Below are 23,202 nucleotides of genomic sequence, written 5' to 3'. Positions count from 1 at the left end.
TAGCCTGCCTAGGATGCAGACATTCGCCAAGGGAAATATCTCCATGTACACGCCACGTGCTTTTGCCATCGACGAGTTGTCCCAACTGCATGAACTGATCCTCGCCACCCGTCTCGCCATATTGGTGACCCACGGTGAAAGCGGCCTGCAAGCCAGCCATGTACCAGTGCTGCTGCATTGCGAGCAAGGCTCGAACGGCACGTTGTACGGGCATCTGGCCAAAGCCAATCCACAGTGGAAAGACCTGCGCGACGGCGCCGAAGCCCTGCTGATTTTTGCCGGTGCCGACGCCTACGTCAGCCCTGGCTTCTACCCGAGCAAGGCCGAACACGGCAAAGTCGTACCAACCTGGAATTACGTCGCCGTCCACGCCTATGGTCGCGCCGAAACATTCAGCGATGGCGGGCGGCTGCTCGACATCGTCAGCACCCTCACCGATCGTCATGAGGCCGGCCGCGCCCAGCCGTGGTCAGTGGCCGATGCCCCCGCCGATTACATCGACGGCATGCTCAAGGCCATCGTCGGTTTCGCCATTCCCATCGACCGCCTGGAAGGCAAGCGCAAGCTCAGCCAGAACCGCAGCCCCGCCGACATCGCCGGCGTGCGCAAAGGCCTGGCCGCCAGCCCCGACCTCAACGACCAAACCCTCGCCCAATTGATGCGCTAAGGAAATCACCATGAGTCAGATCGACATTCGCCAAGTCACCGCCGGTGATCACGCGGCATGGTTGCCGCTGTGGCAAGCCTACCTGCGCTTCTACAACACCGAACTTGCAGATACCGTCACTCAAAGCACCTGGCAGCGCATGCTCGACCCGAGCGAACCGACCCACGCCGCCCTCGCCTGGGCCGATGACAAAGCGGTGGGCATGGTGCACTTCATCTACCATCGTTCGAACTGGGCAATCGAAAACTCCTGCTACCTGCAAGACTTGTTGGTGGTCCCGCAAACCCGTGGTACCGGCGTCGGCCGCCAGTTGATCGAGTTCGTCTACACCACAGCCAAGGCCGACGGTTGCAACAAGGTCCACTGGCTGACCCACGAAACCAATGCCACCGCGATCCAGCTCTACGAGCGCATCGCCGAACGCCCCGGTTTCATCCAGTTTCGCAAAGCCATCTAGGTTCAAGGAGAACAACATGTCGATTTCACTCGCCGACTGGAAAGGCGTCCCGCCCCCCACGACTCAACTGCTCGAAGGGCGTTACATCCGCCTGGAAAGACTCGACCCGGCGCGCCACGGCGACGACCTGTTCAAAGCCCTGCAAGGCCCGGGCGCTGACCCGAAGTTGTGGGACTACCTGCCTTACGGCCCCTTCCCGGAGCGCAGCGTCTTCAACGACTGGCTGAACAACCACGCGACCAGCAGCGATCCGTATTTCTTCAGCGTGATCGACCGCGTCAGCGGCGAGGTCCAGGGCATTCTCAGCCTGATGTCCATCGTCCCGGCCCAGGGCCGCATCGAAATCGGCCACGTCACCTTCGGCGCCCCGATGCAGCGTTCGCCGAAAAGCACCGAGGCGGTTTACCTTCTGGCCAAGGAATCCTTTGCCCTGGGTTACCGTCGCCTGGAATGGAAATGCAACAACGCCAACGCTCGCTCCAAATATGCTGCCGAGCGTTTGGGCTTCAGTTTTGAGGGTGTGTTCCGCCAGCACATGGTGGTCAAGGGGCAGAACCGGGATACGGCGTGGTATTCGATCCTGGATTCGGAGTGGCCGGCGATTGGTGCGGGGTTTGAAAAGTGGCTGAGCGATGAGAACCAGACCGGTTCGGGGCAGGTGAAGTCGTTGGTGGAGTGTCGCGGGTAATCGACACCCACTTCACTGATGGGACACAGTACCTGTGGGAGCGAGCTTGCTCGCGATGGCGGCATCACATTCAGCAATTGTTGAGACTGATGTTCCGCTATCGCGAGCAAGCGCGCTCCCACAGGGTTTTCAGGCACGGATTTGCAGGCATAAAAAAAGGGGAGCACATGCCCCCCCGAGGTATAAAGCGTTGTATCGAGGCTGTTAACTCAGCCTTCGATCTCGATCAGGATCTCGCCCGGGTTCACCCGGTCGCCCTTGGCCACGTGAATGGCGGTGACTTTACCGGCGATGGCTGCCTGGACTTCTGTTTCCATCTTCATCGCTTCGGTGATCAACACGGCCTGGCCTGCCTTGACGGTGTCGCCCTCCTTGACCAGCACGTCGACGATGTTGCCCGGCATGGTGGTGCTGACGTGACCCGGTGCAGTGGCTTGCTTGCGCTTGCTGCTGCCGCCGCCGACGAATTCGTTGAGCGGCTCGAACACCACTTCTTCCGGCATGCCGTCGATGGACAGGTAGAAGTGACGCTTGCCTTCGGCCTTGACGCCAACGCCGGTGATGTCGACGCGGTAGGTTTCACCGTGAACGTCGATGACGAACTCGGTCGGCACGCCTTCGCCACCGGCAGAGGCCACGCCACCCGCTTCAGGAATCGGCAGCAGAACCTCTGGCGTGAGGGTGCCAGCAGCGCGTTCCTCGAGGAACTTGCGACCGATGTCCGGGAACATGGCGAAGGTCAGTACGTCTTCTTCAGACTTGGCCAGAGCGCCGATGTCGGCACGCAGCTTGGCCATTTCCGGCTTGAGCAGGTCGGCCGGGCGAACGTCGATCACTTCTTCGCTGCCGATGGCCTGGCGACGCAGTTGTTCGTTCACGGTGCCCGGCGCCTTGCCGTAGCCGCCTTGCAGGTACAGCTTCACTTCGTTGGTGATGGTCTTGTAGCGCTCGCCGGCCAGCACGTTGAAGAACGCCTGGGTACCGACGATCTGCGAAGTCGGGGTCACCAGCGGCGGGAAGCCGAGGTCTTCACGAACGCGCGGGATTTCGGCCAGCACTTCGCTCATGCGGTTGAGCGCGCCCTGCTCTTTCAACTGGTTGGCCAGGTTGGAAATCATCCCGCCCGGTACCTGGTTGACTTGAACACGAGTGTCGACGGAGGTGAACTCGCTTTCGAACTGGTGGTACTTCTTGCGCACCGCGTAGAAGTACAGACCGATCTCTTGCAGCAGTTCCAGGTTCAGGCCGGTGTCGAACTCGCTGCCTTTAAGGGCGGCGACCATCGACTCGGTACCCGGGTGGCTGGTGCCCCATGCGAAGCTGGATATCGCGGTGTCGATGTGATCGGCACCGTTTTCGATGGCCTTCATTTGGCACATCGCGGCCAGGCCAGCAGTGTCGTGGGAGTGAATGAACACTGGCAGCGATTGCTCGGCTTTCAGAGCCTTGACCAGTTCGCCGGTGGCGTACGGGGTCAGCAGGCCGGCCATGTCCTTGATCGCCACCGAGTCGCAACCCATGGCCTCCATTTGCTTGGCCTGGTTCACGAACGCCTCGATGGTGTGCACCGGGCTGGTGGTGTAGGCGATGGTACCCTGGGCGTGTTTGCCGGCGGCTTTCACCGCTTCGATGGCCACGCGCAGGTTACGCACGTCGTTCATGGCGTCGAAGATGCGGAACACGTCGATGCCGTTGACCGCTGCCTTGGCCACGAAGGCTTTGACCACGTCGTCGCTGTAGTGGCGGTAGCCCAGCAGGTTCTGGCCGCGCAACAACATTTGCAGGCGGGTGTTAGGCAGCGCGGCGCGCAACTGGCGCAGACGCTCCCACGGATCTTCTTTCAGGAAACGTACGCAGGCATCGAACGTCGCGCCGCCCCAGCACTCCAGCGACCAGTAGCCGACTTTGTCGAGCTTGTCGCAGATCGGCAGCATGTCTTCGGTGCGCATGCGGGTGGCGAGCAGCGATTGGTGGGCGTCGCGCAGGATAGTGTCGGTAACGTGGATTTGTTTGCTCATTGTTCTATTCCTCACAGGCCTGCGTGGGCGGCGATGGCGGCGGCGATGGCCAGGGCCAGCTCTTCGGGTTTGCGCTTGATCGAGTAGTTGGTCAGTTCAGGGTGGCTTTCAACGAAGCTGGTGTTGAACTGGCCGCTACGGAATTCCGGGTTACGCAGGATTTCCTGGTAGTACGCGGCGGTGGTCTTGACCCCTTGCAGACGCATGTCATCCAGGGCGCGCAAGCCACGGTCCATCGCCTCTTCCCAGGTCAGCGCCCACACCACCAGTTTCAGGCACATCGAATCGTAGAACGGCGGAATGGTGTAGCCGGTATAGATCGCCGTATCGGTGCGCACGCCGGGACCGCCGGGCGCGTAGTAACGGGTGATCTTGCCGAAGCTGGGCAGGAAGTTGTTTTTCGGGTCTTCGGCGTTGATCCGGAATTGCAGCGCGAAACCGCGGTGCACGATGTCTTCCTGTTTCACCGAAAGCGGCAGGCCGGAGGCAATGCGGATCTGTTCGCGAACAATGTCGATGCCGGTGATTTCTTCGGTGATGGTGTGTTCCACCTGCACCCGGGTGTTCATCTCCATGAAGTACACCTCGCCCTCGGCGAGCAGGAACTCCACGGTGCCGGCGTTCTCGTATCCCACGGCCTTGGCTGCGCGCACCGACAGGTCGCCGATATAGGCGCGCTGTTCCGGGGTCAACTGTGGGCTTGGGGCGATTTCGATCAGCTTCTGGTTGCGGCGCTGGATCGAGCAGTCACGTTCGAACAAGTGCACCACGTTGCCGAAGCTGTCGCCAAGAATTTGCGCTTCAATGTGCTTCGGATTGACGATACATTTTTCCAGGAACACTTCCGCCGAACCAAAAGCCTTGGTGGCTTCGGAAATGACACGTGGGAAAGCCTGTTCGAGTTCTTCACGGCTGTTGCAGCGACGAATGCCGCGACCGCCACCACCGGAAGTGGCCTTGAGCATCACCGGGTAACCGATGCGATCGCCTTCGGTCAGAGCTTCTTCGATGCCCGACACGTTGCCTTCGGTGCCTGGGGTCACCGGTACACCGGCCTTGATCATGCTGCGACGGGCTTCGGTCTTGTCGCCCATGCGGCGAATCACTTCAGCCGACGGGCCAATGAACTTGATCCCGCGTTCGGCGCAGATCTCCGCCAGCTCGGCGTTTTCCGAAAGGAAGCCGTAGCCTGGGTGCAGCGCATCGCAACCGGTTTCCACAGCCAGGTTCACCAGCTTGCGCGGGTTCAGGTAACCGGCCAGTGGCTCGGCACCAATGCTGTGGGCCTCGTCCGCTCGCTTGACGTGCAAGGCATGACGGTCGGCATCGGAGTAGATCGCGACCGAGCGAATGCCCATTTCGGCGCAGGCACGTACGATTCGTACGGCAATCTCACCACGGTTGGCGATCAGGATCTTTGTTATCACTTGGAGTTTCCCTTGAGCCGGTGGTACCCACGACCTGCTAAACCCAGGTCGACGCGTGACCAAATGTTTCAATTTGGTCGCAGGTCCACACTAGCGTCCACAAGGGATTAACAAAAATGAATAAAAATTGGGTCGTGCATAAGTAAAGACTTATAGTTGATTCACCAGCCAGCGACGAGAGCGACCAGATAATGCGTAAGTCATTGATGCGTATGACTTTGCGGCAATTGCAGATCTTCAACGAGGTCTGTGATTTGCGCTCCTACAGCCGCGCGGCCGAGGAAATGTCGCTCACACAACCTGCCGTCAGCCTACAGATTCGTCAACTTGAAGAGCTGATTGGCCAGCCGTTGTTCGATTACGTCGGCAAAAAACTCTACATGACCGAAGCGGCTGAAGCGTTACAGCGGGCCAGTCGGGATATTTTCGGGCGCCTGGAAAACCTCGACATGCAACTGTCGGACATGCAGGGCTCGTTGCAGGGGCAACTGAAGCTGGCGATTGAATCCAGCGCCAAATACTTCGTGCCGCATCTGTTTGCCGCGTTCAAACGCCAGCACCCGGAAGTGAACCTGCAACTGACGGTGGTCAATCGCGGTCAGGTCATTCGGCGCCTGTCGGACAACCGCGATGACCTGGTGATCATGTCCATGGTGCCTCAGGACATGGGCCTGGAATTCCTGCCGTTCCTGAACAACCCGATCGTCGCCGTGGCGCCACCGGATCACCCGCTGTGCCATATGGGGCCGCTGCGCTTGCAGGATCTCGAGCCCTACACACTGCTGCTGCGTGAGCCAGGCTCAGGGACGCGGCTGGCGTGCGAAGAATATTTCAAAGAGAAGCGCGTGCACTTCAACCAGACTCAGGAAGTCTCGTCTGCCGAAGCTCAGCGTGAATGTGTACTGGCGGGCCTGGGCGTTGCGCTATTGACGCGCCACGCCCTGAGCCTTGAACTGGCAACCGGTGGGCTGATCGAATTGCCGGTCGAAGAACTGCCGCTATTCCGTAGCTGGTGCCTGGTGCAGGCCAAGGCAAAGCGCCTGTCACCGGTGGCTCACGCCTTCCTGGCGTTTATCCGTAGCGAACGGATTCAGATCAGCGCGCTGGTTGAGCGTTTCGACGGGAAGCTACGGGAGATGTCTGCCAAAAGTTAAGTTCCAGCTCTGGAAAATCGCCAATCTCGGCCAGAAGCTGACGGCGTTCGCAGCGATCTTCGATGGCGCGACGGAATTCCATGCGGCGCTGATCTTCTTGCTGACGACGGGTTTTGACAGCGCTGTTGCGTTCTTCGTAGGGCATGGCCATTTCGAGTCTCCCAAGGCGAGTACGGGAGTTTCAGGATAGGCACCGGGGATGACGATTTGGCGGCTCGGGCGTTACAAACTGATGAAAATTGCGGTGCATTCGAGGCCGCCATCGCGAGCGAGCTCACTCCCACTGGTTCTGCGGCGCGCATGATCAAATGTGGGAGCGAGCTTGCTCGCGATAAGGTCGGAACGACCTTCATGCAATCTCAGGCCTGGCTCAATCGTCCAGCGCTTTCACCGACTTGGGCGACAACCGCAAGCTGCGCAGGCTGCGCTTGACGCTCTTGAGGTGGTTGACCAGGCTCGGGCCACGCGCCATGGCCACGCCCATCGCCAGCACGTCGATCACCACCAGGTGGGCGATACGCGAAGTCAGCGGCGTATAGATTTCAGTGTCTTCATGCACATCGATCGCCAGATTGACCGTAGACAGTTCGGCCAACGGCGTCTGGCTCGGGCACAAGGTGATCAACGAGGCACCGCTTTCACGCACCAGGTTGGCAGTGATCAGCAGGTCCTTGGAGCGCCCGGACTGGGAAATGCAGATCGCCACGTCGGTTGGCTTGAGCGTCACGGCCGACATCGCCTGCATGTGCGGATCGGAATACGCCGCAGCGGTGAGCAGCAAGCGGAAGAACTTGTGCTGGGCGTCCGCCGCGACCGCACCCGAGGCACCAAAGCCATAGAACTCGACACGCTGGGCCTGGGACATCAGCGTCACCGCCCGCTGCAATTCCAGCGGATCGAGTTTCTCGCGAACCTCCATCAGCGTATGCAGGGTGGTGTCGAAAATTTTCAGGCTGTAGTCAGCGACCGAATCATCCTCATGGATCGCAAACTGGCCAAAACTTGCACCTGCCGCCAGGCTCTGGGCCAGCTTCAGCTTCAGGTCCTGAAAGCCGGAACAACCGATGGCACGGCAAAAACGCACGATGGTCGGTTCGCTGATGCCCACGCTGTGGGCCAGGTCGGCCATGGAACTGTGCATCACGGCCGCAGGATCAAGCAGCACGTGGTCGGCGACCTTGAGCTCCGACTTGCGTAACAGGTGGCGAGACTGGGCGATGTGTTGCAGCAGATTCAAAGGGCTGGACTCTTTGTTATTGGCAGGTGCCGGGGATGTAGCACGCTTGTAGTTATACTACATGAATCGGCTTTTTGCCTGCTCAATGCGTTACCGAATCCCTCGATTTCAGGTGCGGACACCTCATGTAGCCCTCGTCGACAGATGTAAACCAGTGATCGATCAGGCCCACAAGAAAACGATAACCTCCGATCGAGCCACTGGAAGTTCAGATAACGACTAAATAACAAATAAAATCAAACATACAAACTTACATAGTCCCAGAACAAGTATCACCAAAAACAAAGCTGACCTTGCTACATTAATTGCGCAGGAGCAAAACAACTTATTAAAAAGGAATTAAATACAATGAGCATTCAAACAAAAAACTGGACTGTACAAATTGACCGTATGCCTGGCGCCGCTTCTTTTCGAGTATTCGGCACTGTAACCGTTGCCAACTCCGGCATTACACCCAAGCTGGTATTAAGCCAGGTACAGGACACTCCTTTTCTGCCTCTGGAGCTGGTCCTTGAGCGTACTGCTGATATTTCACTGCCGGTTTTAACAGACAAAATAGTAGAATACAAAGTGCTTGGAAACCACGCCCCAACCAGCGTTGGTATCTTTTACAACGGCGGATTACTGCATCACATCGATGAGATTGTAATCACCGACTAATTAGTTTTCATCCTTACGTAACACCGTGCCTCCCGCCGGTTAACTATTACCGTCGGGAGGCATGATATTACGATAGCAATTCATTCGACGCGTGGCTCTCTTAGCAAGGCTGCCAAGCTTTGCGCCTCCACCGGCCGACTGATCAGGTAACCCTGAACCTCGTCGCAGCGCTCACTCTTGAGAAACTCAAGCTGCTCCTGCCGCTCCACGCCTTCCGCGACGACCTTCAATGACAAGCCATGAGCCATGGCAATGATCGCCCGGGTGATCGCCGCATCCTCGGTGCCTTCCCCCAGCCCCCGGATAAACGCCTGATCGATCTTCACGTAATCCACCGGAATCCGCTTGAGGTAACTCAGAGACGAATACCCCGTGCCGAAATCATCGATGGCCAGCTTCACCCCCAGATCACGCAATTGCTGGAAGGTCGCGATGATATGTTCGACGCTATCGAGCAACTGGCTTTCAGTGAGTTCCAGCTCCAGCAGATGCGGCGCCAGCCCGGTCTCTTCCAGCACCTGCCGCACCAGACTGACCAGCTTGCCTTGGCGCAATTGATGCACCGACAGATTGACCGACACCCGAATTGCTTCGAGTCCCTGCCGTTGCCACTCACAGGCTTGCCAGCAGGCCTGACGCAGCACGAACTCACCGATCGGGCCGATCAATCCGGTTTCTTCAGCCAGACCAATGAAATCCCCCGGCGGCACGCGGCCCATGGTCGGATGATCCCAACGCACCAAGGCTTCTGCGGCATTCAACCTGCCAGTGGCCAGGCACAGTTTCGGTTGGTAAAACACCTTCAGTTGTTTGTCTTCGATGGCTTTGCGCAAGTGGTTTTCCAGCTGTAAACGCTCCAACGTGCTGGCTTGCAAGCTGTCGGTGTAAAACTGGAAATTATCGCCACCCAGGTGTTTGGCGTGCTGCATTGCCATGTTCGACTGACTGACCAGTGCCGATACTTCCCGCGCGCTGTCCGGCAACAAGCTGATGCCCATCGACGCGCTGAGCACCAGCTCATGCCCGTCAATGCTCACCGGCAAACGCAACTTGTTCGCCAGACGAGTCGCCACTCTCGCCAGGCTCGAAAGGTTGCCGTAGGAATTGAACAGCACGGCAAACTCATCACCGGAAAGGCGCGCGATGGTGTCTGCTTCAGGCAATGCATTCACCAGTCGCCGGGCCATTTTCTGCAATAACTGATCGGCGACTTCATGCCCCAGGCTGTCGTTGAGTTGCTTGAACCGATCGAGATTGATGTGCAGCAACGCCAGGCTGCGATAACCGCCCTGCCGCACTCGTTGATGAGCCTCGTTGAGTCGTTCGCGAAACATCGCGCGGTTGGCCAGACCGGTAAGTTCGTCGTAATGGGTCAGATAGCGCATACGCTGTTCGGACTCTCGACGAGCCGAGAGATCAGCGAAGAAGCCCACAATATGGCTCACATTTCCCCGGACATCGCGCACGGCATTCAGTTGCAGCCATTGCGGATACATCTCGCCGTTCTTGCGGGTTTCCACCAATTCGCCCTGCCAGCTGCCTTGCTGTTCCAGCGCCTGATGTATCGCGGAGTAATGCCTACGCGCATCGCGACTGCATGGCAACTCGACGACATTGCGTCCGATCATGTCGTCGATGTCATAACCGGTCACCCGACTGAAGGCTTGATTGATCGCGATCAGGACGTAGTTAGGATCGAAAATCACGATCCCTTCGCTGGCCGCCTCGAACACGGTCGCCGCCAATTGCCGCTGCTCTTCCAGACTTTTGCTGGCGCTGATATCGCGGCGAGTGCCGACCATGCGAATCACCCGGCCGTTGTCGGCACGCTCGACTGCCCGCCCGCGGTCCTCGATCCAGACCCAGTGGCCGTCGCCATGCCGCACGCGATACTCGATTTGATAGTCCTCGGTGCGGCCCTTCAAATGCTCGACCAGCGCCCTTTTCAGCGCAGGAAGATCCTCGGGGTGAAGGCGCGGCTTGAGGTGACGCAATATCGCCGTGACCTGTTCCGGCTCCAGGCCGAACAATTCCTGAATTTGTGTGTGATGGACTTCGTCGGTTTGCAGATTCCAGTCCCACAACCCCAACTCGCTGGCCTTCAATGCCAGCGCCAGGCGCGCCTCACTCTTGCTCAGTGCCTGATTGGCGGCGTCCAGTTCCAGGCTGCGCTGAGCGACTCGGTTTTCCAGGTCGACCTGGATCTCTCGCAATTCGTCCTCGGCACGTCGGCGCTGTTCTATCTCCTTGGCCAGCTTCTGATTGAGCTGATCACTGCAGCTTTGCGCCTGCTGCAGATGCTCGATCAGTGCCTGGTTCTGAAAGCGTCGCATCAAGCCCCGATCGATCAATCGATTGACTTGCCAGGCAACCACGCTCAACGCACCGAGCAGGATCAGCCCGAACCAGCCCCAACCTTGCTGCTGTTCGTCAGCCCCCCAGAACATATAGGCGATGGCCGGCAACAGGCAGGGCAAGGTGAATGACAGGAAGGCCGGCAAGCTGACCGCATAAGCCACGCTGGCCGAGAGCGCTGCGGCACCGATGAGGCCGAAGACCCAGGCTTGCTGAATGAAGTTATCGGCGGGAACCAGGGCGATGCCGGCACCGGCCAGGGTCAGACCGGTGAGGCCGGAGCCCAGCAGAAACATCCGCCGCCAGATGGGATGGGCCTGACGGTTGGGAATGGCCGAATCAAAGGCTGCGACCTGAATCACCCGCAATGCCACCAATGACAACAACCACACCAGCCAGACACTGACCAGGAAATAGCGCTGCGGGCTCCAGAGCAAACCGGCACAGACCAGGCCATTGATCAGCATGAACAACGTGGGCAGCAGCGAGCCTTGATACAACAGGCGCGTGCGCTCGACCGCCATTTCCATGGCGTACTGTTTACGGATCACCCGGGGCTCCACAGTGGGGCCCGACAGGTCGAAGCTGAGGGTCATAGGCGATGTTCTTGTTCTTATAATGATGAGCATGTGCCCGAAACTGCTCGGAGCATACACAAGCAATTGCCCGGACCAAACTGCTGCTGATCAATAAATCGCCAATTTTTTCGGACGCCGATGCCACTGAAAATGCTGAAGGCACGCCCCGCCAATGCCTGCAGCCGATGACTGACCGGTCGTCCTTCGCATAACTTTCATCGGTTAAAGCGAAGCGGGGTTTGCCCGGTGTGTCGCGGCCCCCTAGAATGCCCCGATGCGCGATGATCTCTCCCTTCTGCTGAACTCCCTCAACGATGCCCAACGCCAGGCCGTAGCGGCCCCCGTGGGTCGTCAGTTGGTCCTGGCCGGTGCTGGTTCCGGTAAAACCCGAGTGCTGGTGCACCGTATCGCCTGGTTGATCCAGGTCGAAAACGCCTCGCCCCACTCCATCCTGTCGGTGACCTTCACCAACAAGGCCGCTGCCGAGATGCGCCAGCGCATCGAGCAGTTGATGGGTATCAACCCGGCCGGCATGTGGGTTGGCACCTTCCACGGCCTGGCGCATCGCCTTCTGCGGGCACACTGGCAGGAAGCGGGCTTAAGCCAGACCTTCCAGATTCTCGACAGCGATGACCAGCAGCGGTTGGTCAAGCGGGTGATCCGCGAGCTCGGCCTGGACGAACAGCGTTGGCCGGCCCGTCAGGCCCAATGGTTCATCAACGGCCAGAAAGACGAAGGCCTGCGCCCGCAACACATTCAAGCCAGTGGCGACCTGTTCCTGGCAACCATGCGCGGTATCTATGAGGCCTACGAGGCCGCCTGCCTGCGTGCCGGTGTCATCGACTTCTCCGAATTGCTGCTGCGCGCACTCGATCTGTGGCGCGATCACCCAGGCCTGCTCGCTCACTATCAAAAGCGTTTCCGGCACATTCTGGTAGACGAGTTCCAGGACACCAACGCCGTGCAATACGCCTGGTTGCGCCTGTTGGCCAAGGGTGGCGACAGCCTGATGGTGGTGGGCGACGACGACCAGTCGATCTACGGCTGGCGCGGCGCGAAAATCGAGAACATCTACCAGTATTCCGAAGACTTCCCGGACGCCGAAACCATTCGCCTGGAGCAGAACTATCGCTCCACCGCCGGCATCCTGAAGGCTGCCAACGCCTTGATCGCCAACAACACCGGGCGCCTGGGCAAAGAGCTTTGGACAGACGGTGGCGACGGAGAAGCGATCAACCTGTACGCCGCCTTCAACGAGCACGACGAAGCACGCTACGTTGTCGAAACCATCGAAAGCGCGCTGAAAACCGGCTTGTCTCGAAGCGATATCGCGATTCTGTACCGCTCCAACGCCCAGTCGCGGGTTCTGGAAGAAGCCTTGCTGCGCGAGCGCATTCCCTACCGCATCTATGGCGGTCAGCGCTTCTTCGAACGCGCCGAAATCAAGAACGCCATGGCCTACATGCGCTTGCTCGAAGGCCGCGGTAACGATGCTGCGCTGGAACGGGTCATCAACGTACCGGCCCGTGGCATCGGCGAGAAAACCGTCGAAGCGATCCGCGACCATGCGCGCCACAGCGATGTGTCGATGTGGGAAGCGATGCGCCAACTGGTGGCCAACAAAGGCCTGACCGGTCGCGCAGCCGGTGCCCTCGGCGCGTTTATCGAGCTGATCGAGAACCTCGCCGCCAAGTGCATGGAAATGCCACTGCACCTGATGACCCAGACCGTCATCGAGCAGTCGGGGCTGATCGCCTATCACGAAGCGGAAAAAGGCGAGAAAGGCCAGGCCCGGGTAGAAAACCTTGAGGAACTGGTCAGCGCCGCGCGCAACTTCGAAAACAGCGAAGAAGACGAAGACCTGACGCCATTGGCAGCATTCCTTGGTCATGCGTCGCTGGAAGCCGGTGATACCCAGGCCGACGAGCACGAAGACAGCATCCAGCTGATGACCCTGCACAGCGCCAAAGGCCTGGAGTTCCCTTACGTGTTCCTGGTGGGCATGGAAGAAGGCCTGTTCCCGCACAAGATGAGCCTGGAAGAACCCGGCCGCCTGGAGGAAGAGCGTCGTCTGGCCTACGTAGGCATCACCCGGGCCATGCAGAACCTGGTGATGACCTTCGCCGAAACCCGCCGCCTGTATGGCAGCGAGACCTACAACAAGGTGTCGCGCTTCGTACGCGAAGTTCCGAAAGGCCTGATTCAGGAGGTGCGGCTGTCCAACAGCGTCAGCCGTCCGTTCGGTGGCAACCAGTCGATGAGTGGCAGCAACCTGTTCAGCGGCAGCGAGATTCCGCAGACCGGCTTCAGCCTGGGCCAGACTGTGCGCCACTCGATCTTCGGTGACGGTGTGATCCTCAACTTCGAAGGCGCCGGGGCTCAGGCCCGGGTGCAGGTGAACTTCAGCGAAGGCAGCAAGTGGTTGATGCTGGGTTATGCCAAACTGGAAGCAATCTAAAGATCGTCGAAGGATCAATGTGGGAGCGGGCTTGCTCGCGAATACGGTGGATCACTCTCTATCGATGTTGCCTGACACTCCGCTTTCGCGAGCAAGCCCGCTCCCACAAGGTTCTGTGTAGTCTCCAGGTTCATGTAAGCAATCAAGGAACCGTCATGGGCTCAGGCTTTTTTTCCTCCTGGACATTCTGGGCCCTGTTATCCGCGGCATTCGCGGCAATGACCGCCATTTTCGCGAAAGTCGGCATCGAAAACGTCAACTCCGACTTCGCCACCCTGCTGCGTACGATAGTGGTATTGGTCAGCCTGGCCTTGATTTTGTACGCCACGGGCCAATATCAGTCCTTGGGATCGATCTCTGCGAAGAGCTACCTGTTCCTGCTGTTGTCGGGCCTTGCCACCGGTGCATCGTGGATCTGCTATTTCCGCGCACTCAAGGTCGGTCCGGCGTCACTGGTTGCTCCAGTGGACAAACTCAGCGTGGTGCTGGTGGCTGTCCTTGGCGTTGTCCTGCTGGGTGAAAAACTCGACTTGCGCCAATGGGGCGGAATAGGCCTGATCACGGCCGGGGTGGTCATGCTTGCCCTGCGACGCTAGGCAAGCGTCCTACAAGCCCTGTCCACTCATCTGACAGATCAAAGTCAAAAGGCCTTATTGCACGGACTGGAGCTGAACACGACCTGTCAGGCAAAAGCCCGAAACACTCTGCCGCTAGCCAGCAACACTTCACCTGTGCAACATGGCGCGCGTGCCTTCCACAAATGGGAATTCCCTTTATGAAACGTTTTCTTAGCATCGCCATGGCGTTGTGCATCGGCCTGACGATGAGTCTCGACGTCAATGCCGCCAAGCGCTTCGGTGGTGGCAAAAGCGCAGGCGCTGCGCCGACTCACCAGACCAGCCAGATGGCTCCTTCTTCTCCAGGCATGGGTGGCGCTGCGGCGACCGCTGGTGCTGCCGGTGCCGCTGGCGCTGCTGCCAAGGCCGGTGGCGCTTCGCGCTGGCTCGGCCCACTGGCCGGTATCGCGGCCGGTGGCCTGCTCGCATCCATGTTCATGGGTGACGGCTTCCAGGGCATGCAGATCTTCGACATCCTGATCATGGCCGTCATTGCGTTCCTGGTCTTCCGTTTTATCGCCGCCCGTCGTCGCAAGCAGCAGGAGCAGTACGCTCCGGCTGGCCACGCGCCGATGCAACGTGAGGCGTTCGAACAAAAGCCTGCCGGCGGTTCGATCTTCGGTGGTTCGGCAGCGCCTGTTGCCGCTCGCCCGGTGATCAACGCCCCAGCCTGGTTCAACGAAGGAAACTTCGTCGAAGCGGCACGCAATCACTTCCAGTCCCTGCAACAGCACTGGGACGCCAACGAAATGGACAAGATCGCCGAGTTCGTGACTCCGCAAATGCTGGAGTTCCTCAAGCGTGAACGTGCTGACCTGGGCGACGGCTTCCAGTCCACCTACATCGATAACCTCAATGTACAGCTGGACGGTGTGGACGATCGCGCCGACAAGACCATCGCCACCCTGACCTTCACTGGCCTGTCGAAAACCTCGCGTTTCGACCAGGGCGAAGTCTTCAGCGAAAGCTGGAACATGGAACGTGCACAGGGCGAAAACCAGCCTTGGCTGGTAGCCGGTATCCGCCAGAACGGCTGATCACCCTCCGCGTTTCACTTGTTGTAAACAAAACCCCGGCCCAGGCCGGGGTTTTCTATTTCGCGGTTGCATCTATAGCAAGCTACTGTATAAACCGCCCCATATAAACCGCGCCATACAAGCAAGAGGATCCCGGACGTGGAAGAAATCATCGAACAACTGCGTGAAGCCAACGAACCGGTACCGGTCCCCTTGGAGTTGCCCGACGAAGACCTGCTGGTCGAAATCGAAGAACAACTGTTCATCGACATTCCGTTCGTCTTCAGAGAATTTCTGCTGACCGTCAGCGATGTGGTCTACGGCAGCCTGGAACCGGTCACTGTGACCGACCCGCAATCCCACACCTACCTGCCCGACGTTGCCGCCAACGCCTGGGACGCCGGCGTCGATCGCAGCCTGATCCCGATCTGCCAGGACGGTGATGACTACTATTGTGTCGAAGAAGACGGCACCGTGGTGCTTTGGCAGGCCGAAGAAGAACTGATCGCCGAAGAGACCTGGGAGTCGGTTTGGCACTGGGCACGGGACGTCTGGCTGGAAAGCTGATCCAGTCAACGCCGCGGGGTGGTCAATGCCCGGACGACTCCTTGTGATTGTCGAGGGTTTCCAGCAACGCCACCTGCATCCGCGTATGCACACGAATGAACCAGCGCCACAACAGCGCCGCCACGGCGGCCGCGACCACGGCGATCAGTACCAGCAACTTGTTGGTCGGCAGAATACTGGCCGACAAGGCTGCCAGCAGAAAAAAGATCACCAGCAGCGACAGGATCGGGATCACTTCGGCGATCACCCGGCGCACTCGCTGCGTGTGGCGCCCGGCCATCTCCGGCTTCACGCCCATTTCCGCGAGCAACATCGACAGCGCCTTTAGCTTGCGGTACGCCGCAATCAAAAAAGGCAGCGATAACAACAGCGCCCCGCCCCAGATCAACGCCTTTTGCCAGCTCGGATCGCTGATCCAGCCTTGCAGGTAAGCCGACATGCGTTCGGCGAAGTACGCGCCCGAGAAGAAGATCGCGATCACCAGCGCTAGATTGACGCCCACCTGCAGCAAGATCCTGCGAATCATGGATGCCAGTAACGCGCCCTCACCCTGCGGCTGGATGCTGCGCAGCCATTCGCCATACATCCCCAGCACCCGCCCCAAGCGTTCTGGCATCGCGCTGGCAAGCTTGATCGACAATGGATCAGCCGCACGGATCAGATAAGGCGTCAGCAGGGTCGTGATCACCGAAACCGCCACAGCCACGGGGTATAAAAAGTTACTGGTGACCTGCAACGTCATGCCCAGTGCCGCGATGATGAAAGAGAATTCGCCAATCTGTGAAAGACCCATCCCGACTCGCAGTGAGGTACGTCCGTCATTGCCGGCGATAAATGCACCAAGGCCGCAGGACAACATCTTGCCGAGCACCACGGCTACGGTGATTACCGCGATTGGCCAGGCGTACTGAAGCAGGATTGCCGGATCGAGCATCAGCCCGATGGCCACAAAGAAAATCGCACTGAAAAGATCGCGAACCGGTTCAATCAAACGCTCGATTTTCAGCAGTTGCCGGGATTCCGCCATGATCGCGCCGATCAGGAATGCACCGAGGACCATGCTGTATTCAAGCTTGACCACTAGCAGGCAGAAGCCAAAACACAGGCCCAGCACCGTGATCAGCAGCATTTCGTTGCTTTCGAATCTGGCGACGTAGGCCAACAGTCGCGGCACCATCAGGATGCCAATGACCAAGGCGACGATCATGAACAGCGACAGTTTGCCGACCGTGGAAAACACTTCGCCGGAGCTGACCGTACCGCTGACTGCGATGCTGGACAGCAGCGCGATGATGCCGATGCCCAGAATGTCTTCGACGATCAGCACTCCGAATATCAACTGGGCAAACCGCTCGTTTTTCAGCTTCAGATCATTGAGCGCCTTGACGATGATGGTGGTCGAGGAAATCGCCAGGATCGCGCCGAGGAACAGTGAATCCATGGTGTTCCAGTCGAACCAGCGACCGATCTCGTAGCCGATCCAGATCATCAGCACGATTTCCAGGAATGCCGCGATGAATGCCGTGGCACCGACCTTGAACAACTTGCGCAGGCTGAACTCCAGGCCCAGGCAGAACATCAGGAATATCACACCGAGCTCGGCCAGGGTCTTGATGGTTTCTTCGTCGTGGATCAGGCCGAATGGCGGGGTGTGCGGGCCAATGATGAAACCGGCGACGATGTATCCCAGTACCACCGGTTGTTTCAGGCGATGGAAGACCACGGTGACCACGCCTGCGATCAACATGATCACTGCCAGATCCTGAATGAAACTGATGGCATGCATGGCGTGAGACTCCCTGGGTGGTATTGCTCGATCCCCGGACGCAGGAAAAGTCTGATCGAGCAGAACAAAAATCGGAATTGCACGTAGGAAATGCCCTTGAGGCGGGGCTTTTTTGCAGGGTAACACCGCGACTTCTGGCAGAAAGGCGGTGCAATATATGGAAACAGATCGATCCGGCGTGACGGCGACCCGGCACCCGGCGTCCCGATAACTGTTGGTTTGAAAAAAAACCGCCGAGGCACCCGCAGAGGTGCATCCCTCAAACCTGGCCTTGACCCGTGAGAATGCTATGGAACCCGGAAACGCCCAGCTGTCGATGACGGTATTGATGACCCCCGACATGGCCAATTTCTCTGGCAATGTTCACGGCGGCACCCTGCTCAAATACCTCGACGAAGTGGCCTACGCCTGCGCCAGCCGTTATGCCGGCCGCTATGTGGTGACCTTGTCGGTGGATCAGGTCATTTTCCGTGAGCCGATCCATGTCGGCGAACTGGTGACCTTCCTGGCCTCGGTCAACTACACCGGCAACACCTCCATGGAGGTGGGCATCAAAGTGGTGACCGAGAACATCCGCGAACGCTCGGTGCGCCATACCAACAGTTGCTTCTTCACCATGGTCGCGGTGGATGAGCAGCGTAAACCTGCATCGGTACCACCGCTGCAACCGCAGAACAGCGAAGACAAGCGCCGCTATATGCAGGCCCAGCAGCGTCGGCAGATTCGTCAGGAGCTGGAAAAGCGCTATCAGGAAATCAAGGGCGACGCCTGAGCTGGTCTGTCAGGCTGATGGTGTTCGTTAGATAGCCATTCGCGAGCAAGCCCGCTCCCACACTGGATCTATGCAATACCGAAGATCAAATGTGGGAGCCTGCTCGCGAATGGGGGCAACGCAGAATCAAAGGCTGATCGAGGTCGCCTCGAACCGCACCCGCGGATGGGCAATCCGGTCCTGAGCCCGAACCAGTTCCAACTCGTAGCTGGCACAAGCCTGGGTTTCCAGCAGTACTTCATGCACCGCCGATGCCGTGAACTCGAACGCGGCCACCAGGCTGTCGCCCAGCAGCACACGCGCCAGGAACAGGCCGGACGTCAGATCGCCCACGCCCACCGGCTGACGCGGGAACGCCAGCAACGGGCGCTGCAAATGCCAGCTGCCTTCGGCCGTCACCAGCAGCATCTCGAAGACCTCAGCAGACTTGCCTGGGTAGTCCAGATGCTTGACCAGCACCGCTTTCGGACCGCGCACCAACAATGCACGCGCCATTGCCAGGCAATCGAACAGCGACTGCGGCTTGCGTCCGGAGAAGCTGTCCAGCTCCAGCTGGTTCGGGCACATGAAGTCCGCCACGGCGGCGGCCTCCTCCAGCAGAAAATCACTGACCTCCGCCGGAACACTGCAGCCCTTCTCCGGATGCCCCATGACCGGGTCACACAGGTACAGCGCCTTGGGGTTCATCGACTTGATCCGCTCCACCCCCGTCAGGATCGCCCGGCCCTGGGCCGCACTGCCGAGGTAACCGGAGAGCACCGCATCGCAGTTGCCCAGCTCGCCAATCGCCGCGATGCCTTCGACCAGGTCAGGTATCTGGTGCGGCGCCAACACTTCACCGGCCCACTGACCGTACTGGGTGTGATTGGAGAACTGCACAGTGTTGAGCGGCCAGACATTCACCCCGACCCGTTGCATCGGGAATACCGCGGCACTGTTGCCGGCGTGACCGAATACCACGTGGGACTGGATAGCGAGCAAATGCGGTGTACGTTTCATGCGGTGGATTTCCGTAAAACGATTGAAATTCTAGCCGCGCAGTATGCGACTAAACGCAGCCTGTACGACAGACCAGCGACACAGTTAAGCTGACACTATCTTGTTGGAGCACCCTGTTGATGCTGACCCTTGGAAATATATTCGTGCTGATGCTGTTCGCCACTGCCGGCGCATGGCTATGGCACAACCACGGCTTGCGCGAGCGCGCGCTGGAGCGGGTCAAGCAGCATTGCGGCAAACTCGGGATCGAATTGCTCGACGGCAACGTGGCCTTGAAAAGAATCGCGTTCATCAGGGATGCCAGTGGTCGGCGACGCCTGGCCCGTGTGTATAACTTCGAGTTCACCGTGACGGGCGAAACCCGCCACAACGGTACCATCACCCAATTCGGCGCTCACAGCGCACAGATTGAGCTCGCGCCCTACCCGGTCCCGTTCGACGAAACCGAACCGGTGGTCGAAGTGGCGAAACCTCGCGCGCAAGTGATCGAGCTGAGCCAGTGGCGTCAGGAACACACCAAGTGGCGACCTTGAGCCATTAACCCGATCCGGATCGACATGCTGCCAGCTCACGCTGCAGTCGTTCTGCGTTCTGCGTTTCACTGAAAATCAGCTCGATACGCGAATCCTGCCGCCATTCACTGGGCTGCCAGTCCAGCACCGAGTTATCCACAGCGTTCGCCGAGACCCACCCGTGGGCGCTGTGGATAACCAGCTTCGCCCGCTTCCAGCCAAGGCAGTCAAGCCACCGGCCAACCAGAGCGGCATCAAACACCTGGCTTGGGTGCCAACGCCATCCGATGCTCCAGCCTCCGTCCTGTTCCTGACTCAAGCAAATGGGCAACGCGGGATCACTCCAGACCGCCGGCAGCTGCGCCAATCCCTTGGGCAAGACGAAGTTATCCACACCTGCCAGCGCTTTGGCATGCAGCCCCGGCAACTCGCTCAAGGGTAAAGCCGCCTGTTGCGTCCAGTGCAGGGGGAGCGGCGGCAATTGCCCGGTGATTCGCTGGCGGCTTTCTTCTTCGAGTTCTTCAGACTTGTTCAACAGTAACAATCCCGCATGGCCCAGCGCTTGCTGTTGAACATCCGGCAGCGGTTTGCCCGCGGCGAGCGACTGGGCATCCAACACCAGCACACAAGGCTGGACAGCCAATACGCCTTGCCACGGCGCTTCGCTCAATTGCCTGAGCAGCTGCGCCGGATGCCCCAGCCCCGAGGGTTCGATGAACAGCCGATCCGGTTGTGCCTTGCGCAACAAGCGCCCAAGACCAATCTGAAACGGCGCACCGTTGACGCAACACAAGCAGCCCCCGGCCACTTCCCCCAGTGCGATACCATCGGCGTCCTGGGTCAGTAGCGCAGCGTCGAGACCGATCTGGCCAAACTCGTTGATCAACACCGCCCACCGCTCGCCAGCCGGGCGCTGGGCCAGCAGGTGCTTGATCAGGCTGGTCTTGCCGGCACCCAAGGGGCCGGCAATGACATGAGTGGGGATATTCTGCAGCATGGTTGATGATTTCTGAGGAGGTGATGGATGCGGTTGATTGGCTTGGCGTTGCTCCTGGCACTCGTTTCAGGCGAAGCGCTGGCCCAGGCTTGTGTGGTTCATAGCCAGGGCGAGCGGCTTGATGTCCAGGTTTGCCAGCAGAACCGCAACATCCCGCCAAAACTCTTCGCCGATGGTTTCTGCCAACCGAACCTGGCTGGGCAGAAAGTCGATGTGCAGTATGTCGATCAATGTCCCGGCGGCGCATTTGGTATCTGCAGCAACGCCCAAGTCGCCAATATGCCCTACCGACAGGATATTCACTATTACGACGTTGCCACCGACGCGGCGTATTTGCAGCCGTACTGCGAGGCCCAGAACCAGGGCACCTGGATCAGGCCCTGAAGCGCCAGCAGAGGATCAGGCAGCTTCTTCGTACCAAGGGCCGAATGGATCAGGCAGCAAATGCCAGCCCTCTACGCCCAGCGCCATTTCCTCATCGGTCAGCAGACATGCGTCCAGCTCGGCCGCAAGCTGCGTGAAGTCGATGTTCTGGCCGATGAAAACCAGTTCCTGACGACAGTCCCCGCTGTCAGCGGTCCAGTTTTTCATGATCCCGGCGGTACTTTCTTCGTCTTGCGGCCATTGGTTTTTCGGTACGAAACGCCACCAGCGTCCGGCGAAGCCGTAGCGCATCAAACCACCGGCCTGAGACCAGCTGCCGGCATCCATGTGCTTGCTCGCCAGCCAGAAAAAGCCCTTGGAGCGCAGCAGTTTGCCGTTGTCCCAAGGACCGTCGATGAAGTTGAAGAAACGCTGTGGATGGAACGGTCGGCGAGCCCGGTAAGCACTGGAAGCAATGCCGTATTCTTCGGTTTCCGGCACATGCTCGCCGCGCAGCTCCTGCAACCATCCCGGTGCCTGGGCAGCCTTTTCGAAGTCAAAACGACCGGTGTTGAGAATCTTGTTCAAGGGGATTTCACCCATCGACATCGCAATGATTTCCGCCCTGGCGTTGAGCCGTTCAAGTATGGCGATCAACTCCTCACGCTGGTGGCTGCTGATCAAGTCGATCTTGCTGAGCAAAATCACATCGGCGAACTCGACCTGCTCAATCAACAGATCGGTAATCGAACGTTCGTCTTCCTCCCCTAGTGTTTCTCCTCGGGAAGCCAGGCTATCGGCAGCCTGGTAATCGAGCAGGAAGTTCATGCCATCGACCACCGTGACCATGGTGTCCAGACGTGCGATGTCGTTGAGGCTCTGGCCGTTTTCATCGCGGAAGGTAAAGGTTTCCGCCACCGGCAGCGGTTCGGAAATACCAGTGGACTCGATCAGCAGATAGTCGAAGCGACCCTCCCTGGCGAGTTGGCTCACTTCCTCCAGCAAATCTTCACGTAACGTACAGCAAATACACCCGTTACTCATTTCCACCAACCGTTCTTCAGCCCGATTAAGGCTGACATCGCGCTGGACTTCGGTGCCATCGACGTTGATTTCGCTCATATCGTTGACGATGACTGCAACCCGCAAACCATCGCGATTACGTAGTATGTAATTAATAAGTGTACTTTTTCCGGCACCAAGAAAGCCGGAGAGAACGGTCACGGGGAGTCGATTGGACATCTGTATATTCCTCACAGGGATGCCCGGTCGCTGTGTCGGGCTTACACAATGTTATACTGTAACAACATCAATAAGCCATCCCCTCTTGCTCAGCAGGGCAAACGACAGGATGCTGAACGCCGCTACCCTCGTGAGAAAGCCCATGCGCAACGCCCTTAAACCCGTATTGATCATGCTCCCCCTGCTGGTGGCTGCCGACGCGATGGCACAGGTCCCGAGCCTGGCCAAGTGCACTCGCAGCGCCAACCTGCTGGCCTGCGTGGATGCGGATGGCAACGCCTACAGCGTCAATACCGCCGGAAGCACGATCTATTTGCGGGGTTTCGAAGTAGCCGGAAAACGCTATTGGGCACAAACCAGCAGCCGCTACGGCCAGCTTACGTTTTTCACCGGTATCGCTTCCGACGGCGAGACCTGGGTTGGCTACAACCGGCGCGTCGGCTGGACCACGATCAACCGGTTTTCCAGCTCCGGCGGAAGCAGCGCCAGGTTCACCTGCAGCCGGATCGCTGGCTGTTAGGCCGGCTTGTTTTTCTGCTCTTGCTGCCAGGCAAATGACGTCTGTGCATGATGAAGACCTGTTCATGAAAAAGGCATCGTCGACTTGATCGTAATACTATAACATTACCAAT

At 58.9% G+C, this 23,202-nt stretch carries 22 protein-coding genes; 13 read left to right on the top strand and 9 right to left on the bottom strand.

Annotated elements, in window-relative coordinates; genetic code table 11:
- Positions 1 to 43 precede the first annotated feature (43 nt).
- From KGB20_RS28815 to KGB20_RS28805, 3 genes are read left to right on the top strand one after another with little or no spacing between them, the layout of a single operon-like run.
- Positions 44 to 667: an FMN-binding negative transcriptional regulator gene (locus KGB20_RS28815; protein WP_154909770.1), complete on the top strand. Its 624-nt coding sequence runs from the start codon at positions 44 to 46 to the stop codon at positions 665 to 667.
- A gap of 10 nt (positions 668 to 677) precedes the next feature.
- Complete coding sequence (locus KGB20_RS28810) at positions 678 to 1,124, top strand: GNAT family N-acetyltransferase (protein WP_154860866.1); 447 nt, start codon at positions 678 to 680, stop codon at positions 1,122 to 1,124.
- 16 nt (positions 1,125 to 1,140) lie between these two features.
- Positions 1,141 to 1,812, top strand: coding sequence for a GNAT family N-acetyltransferase (locus KGB20_RS28805; protein ID WP_154860865.1), 672 nt, complete (start codon positions 1,141 to 1,143; stop codon positions 1,810 to 1,812).
- A 209-nt stretch (positions 1,813 to 2,021) separates the two neighbouring features.
- Here the strand turns inward: KGB20_RS28805 and oadA are convergent, their stop codons facing one another.
- On the bottom strand, positions 2,022 to 3,830 hold the full coding sequence (oadA, locus tag KGB20_RS28800; RefSeq protein ID WP_150812700.1) for a sodium-extruding oxaloacetate decarboxylase subunit alpha: 1,809 nt from the start codon (positions 3,828 to 3,830) through the stop codon (positions 2,022 to 2,024).
- Positions 3,831 to 3,841: 11 nt separating this feature from the next.
- On the bottom strand, positions 3,842 to 5,257 hold the full coding sequence (locus tag KGB20_RS28795) for an acetyl-CoA carboxylase biotin carboxylase subunit (RefSeq protein ID WP_150812699.1): 1,416 nt from the start codon (positions 5,255 to 5,257) through the stop codon (positions 3,842 to 3,844).
- 191 nt (positions 5,258 to 5,448) lie between these two features.
- Between KGB20_RS28795 and KGB20_RS28790 the strand changes: the two genes are divergently transcribed.
- The gene (locus tag KGB20_RS28790) at positions 5,449 to 6,411 is read left to right on the top strand and encodes a LysR family transcriptional regulator (protein ID WP_154909768.1); all 963 of its coding nucleotides are present in this window, start codon (positions 5,449 to 5,451) and stop codon (positions 6,409 to 6,411) included.
- On the opposite strand, the gene KGB20_RS28785 is transcribed toward KGB20_RS28790, so the two are convergent.
- Both KGB20_RS28785 and hexR read right to left on the bottom strand, forming a co-directional pair.
- Positions 6,353 to 6,562 (bottom strand): PA3496 family putative envelope integrity protein, encoded by a 210-nt coding sequence (locus KGB20_RS28785; protein WP_085723603.1) that lies wholly within the window; start codon positions 6,560 to 6,562, stop codon positions 6,353 to 6,355. The genes KGB20_RS28790 and KGB20_RS28785 overlap by 59 nt on opposite strands.
- Before the next feature lie 219 nt (positions 6,563 to 6,781).
- A complete protein-coding gene (hexR, locus tag KGB20_RS28780; protein ID WP_007954250.1) occupies positions 6,782 to 7,648 on the bottom strand; it encodes a transcriptional regulator HexR in 867 nt (288 codons plus the stop codon).
- Between the two features lie 348 nt (positions 7,649 to 7,996).
- Between hexR and KGB20_RS28775 the strand changes: the two genes are divergently transcribed.
- Positions 7,997 to 8,308 carry a hypothetical protein gene (locus KGB20_RS28775; RefSeq protein ID WP_150812697.1) on the top strand — a complete coding sequence of 104 codons (312 nt, stop codon included), beginning with the start codon at positions 7,997 to 7,999 and terminating at the stop codon, positions 8,306 to 8,308.
- An 80-nt stretch (positions 8,309 to 8,388) separates the two neighbouring features.
- On the opposite strand, the gene KGB20_RS28770 is transcribed toward KGB20_RS28775, so the two are convergent.
- Positions 8,389 to 11,259, bottom strand: a complete 2,871-nt coding sequence (locus tag KGB20_RS28770) for an EAL domain-containing protein (RefSeq protein WP_154909767.1) — start codon at positions 11,257 to 11,259, stop codon at positions 8,389 to 8,391.
- Positions 11,260 to 11,515: 256 nt separating this feature from the next.
- Between KGB20_RS28770 and uvrD the strand changes: the two genes are divergently transcribed.
- From uvrD to KGB20_RS28750, 4 genes are all read left to right on the top strand, one after another.
- A complete protein-coding gene (gene uvrD / locus KGB20_RS28765; protein ID WP_057712700.1) occupies positions 11,516 to 13,699 on the top strand; it encodes a DNA helicase II in 2,184 nt (727 codons plus the stop codon).
- Between the two features lie 155 nt (positions 13,700 to 13,854).
- Complete coding sequence (locus KGB20_RS28760; protein WP_007971691.1) at positions 13,855 to 14,295, top strand: EamA family transporter; 441 nt, start codon at positions 13,855 to 13,857, stop codon at positions 14,293 to 14,295.
- 179 nt (positions 14,296 to 14,474) lie between these two features.
- A complete protein-coding gene (locus KGB20_RS28755) occupies positions 14,475 to 15,353 on the top strand; it encodes a Tim44 domain-containing protein (RefSeq protein WP_057712698.1) in 879 nt (292 codons plus the stop codon).
- Positions 15,354 to 15,491: 138 nt separating this feature from the next.
- Positions 15,492 to 15,899 carry an SMI1/KNR4 family protein gene (locus tag KGB20_RS28750; RefSeq protein ID WP_003187120.1) on the top strand — a complete coding sequence of 136 codons (408 nt, stop codon included), beginning with the start codon at positions 15,492 to 15,494 and terminating at the stop codon, positions 15,897 to 15,899.
- A 22-nt stretch (positions 15,900 to 15,921) separates the two neighbouring features.
- Here KGB20_RS28750 and KGB20_RS28745 read toward each other — a convergent pair whose 3' ends face one another.
- Entirely contained in the window at positions 15,922 to 17,685 is a 1,764-nt protein-coding gene (locus KGB20_RS28745; RefSeq protein ID WP_057712697.1) for a cation:proton antiporter, read from the bottom strand.
- 289 nt (positions 17,686 to 17,974) lie between these two features.
- Between KGB20_RS28745 and KGB20_RS28740 the strand changes: the two genes are divergently transcribed.
- Positions 17,975 to 18,457, top strand: a complete 483-nt coding sequence (locus KGB20_RS28740; RefSeq protein ID WP_057712696.1) for an acyl-CoA thioesterase — start codon at positions 17,975 to 17,977, stop codon at positions 18,455 to 18,457.
- Positions 18,458 to 18,583: 126 nt separating this feature from the next.
- Here KGB20_RS28740 and pdxY read toward each other — a convergent pair whose 3' ends face one another.
- Positions 18,584 to 19,456 (bottom strand): pyridoxal kinase PdxY, encoded by an 873-nt coding sequence (gene pdxY / locus KGB20_RS28735; protein WP_057712695.1) that lies wholly within the window; start codon positions 19,454 to 19,456, stop codon positions 18,584 to 18,586.
- 119 nt (positions 19,457 to 19,575) lie between these two features.
- Between pdxY and KGB20_RS28730 the strand changes: the two genes are divergently transcribed.
- Positions 19,576 to 19,989 carry a DUF3301 domain-containing protein gene (locus tag KGB20_RS28730; RefSeq protein ID WP_150812694.1) on the top strand — a complete coding sequence of 138 codons (414 nt, stop codon included), beginning with the start codon at positions 19,576 to 19,578 and terminating at the stop codon, positions 19,987 to 19,989.
- Positions 19,990 to 19,993: 4 nt separating this feature from the next.
- Here KGB20_RS28730 and KGB20_RS28725 read toward each other — a convergent pair whose 3' ends face one another.
- Positions 19,994 to 20,965: a CobW family GTP-binding protein gene (locus KGB20_RS28725; RefSeq protein WP_154909765.1), complete on the bottom strand. Its 972-nt coding sequence runs from the start codon at positions 20,963 to 20,965 to the stop codon at positions 19,994 to 19,996.
- A 27-nt stretch (positions 20,966 to 20,992) separates the two neighbouring features.
- Here KGB20_RS28725 and KGB20_RS28720 point away from each other — a divergent pair, with 27 nt between their 5' ends.
- The gene (locus tag KGB20_RS28720; protein WP_154909763.1) at positions 20,993 to 21,349 is read left to right on the top strand and encodes an NADH:ubiquinone oxidoreductase; all 357 of its coding nucleotides are present in this window, start codon (positions 20,993 to 20,995) and stop codon (positions 21,347 to 21,349) included.
- 15 nt (positions 21,350 to 21,364) lie between these two features.
- On the opposite strand, the gene zigA is transcribed toward KGB20_RS28720, so the two are convergent.
- Complete coding sequence (gene zigA, locus KGB20_RS28715) at positions 21,365 to 22,570, bottom strand: zinc metallochaperone GTPase ZigA (protein WP_154909761.1); 1,206 nt, start codon at positions 22,568 to 22,570, stop codon at positions 21,365 to 21,367.
- A 142-nt stretch (positions 22,571 to 22,712) separates the two neighbouring features.
- Here zigA and KGB20_RS28710 point away from each other — a divergent pair, with 142 nt between their 5' ends.
- Positions 22,713 to 23,090, top strand: a complete 378-nt coding sequence (locus KGB20_RS28710) for a glutamine synthetase (protein WP_154909760.1) — start codon at positions 22,713 to 22,715, stop codon at positions 23,088 to 23,090.
- Positions 23,091 to 23,202 lie beyond the last annotated feature (112 nt).

Source organism: Pseudomonas sp. BF-R-30, assembly GCF_019956175.1.
Lineage (GTDB): Bacteria > Pseudomonadota > Gammaproteobacteria > Pseudomonadales > Pseudomonadaceae > Aquipseudomonas > Aquipseudomonas jessenii.
This window is presented reverse-complemented; position numbering and strand designations above follow the sequence as displayed.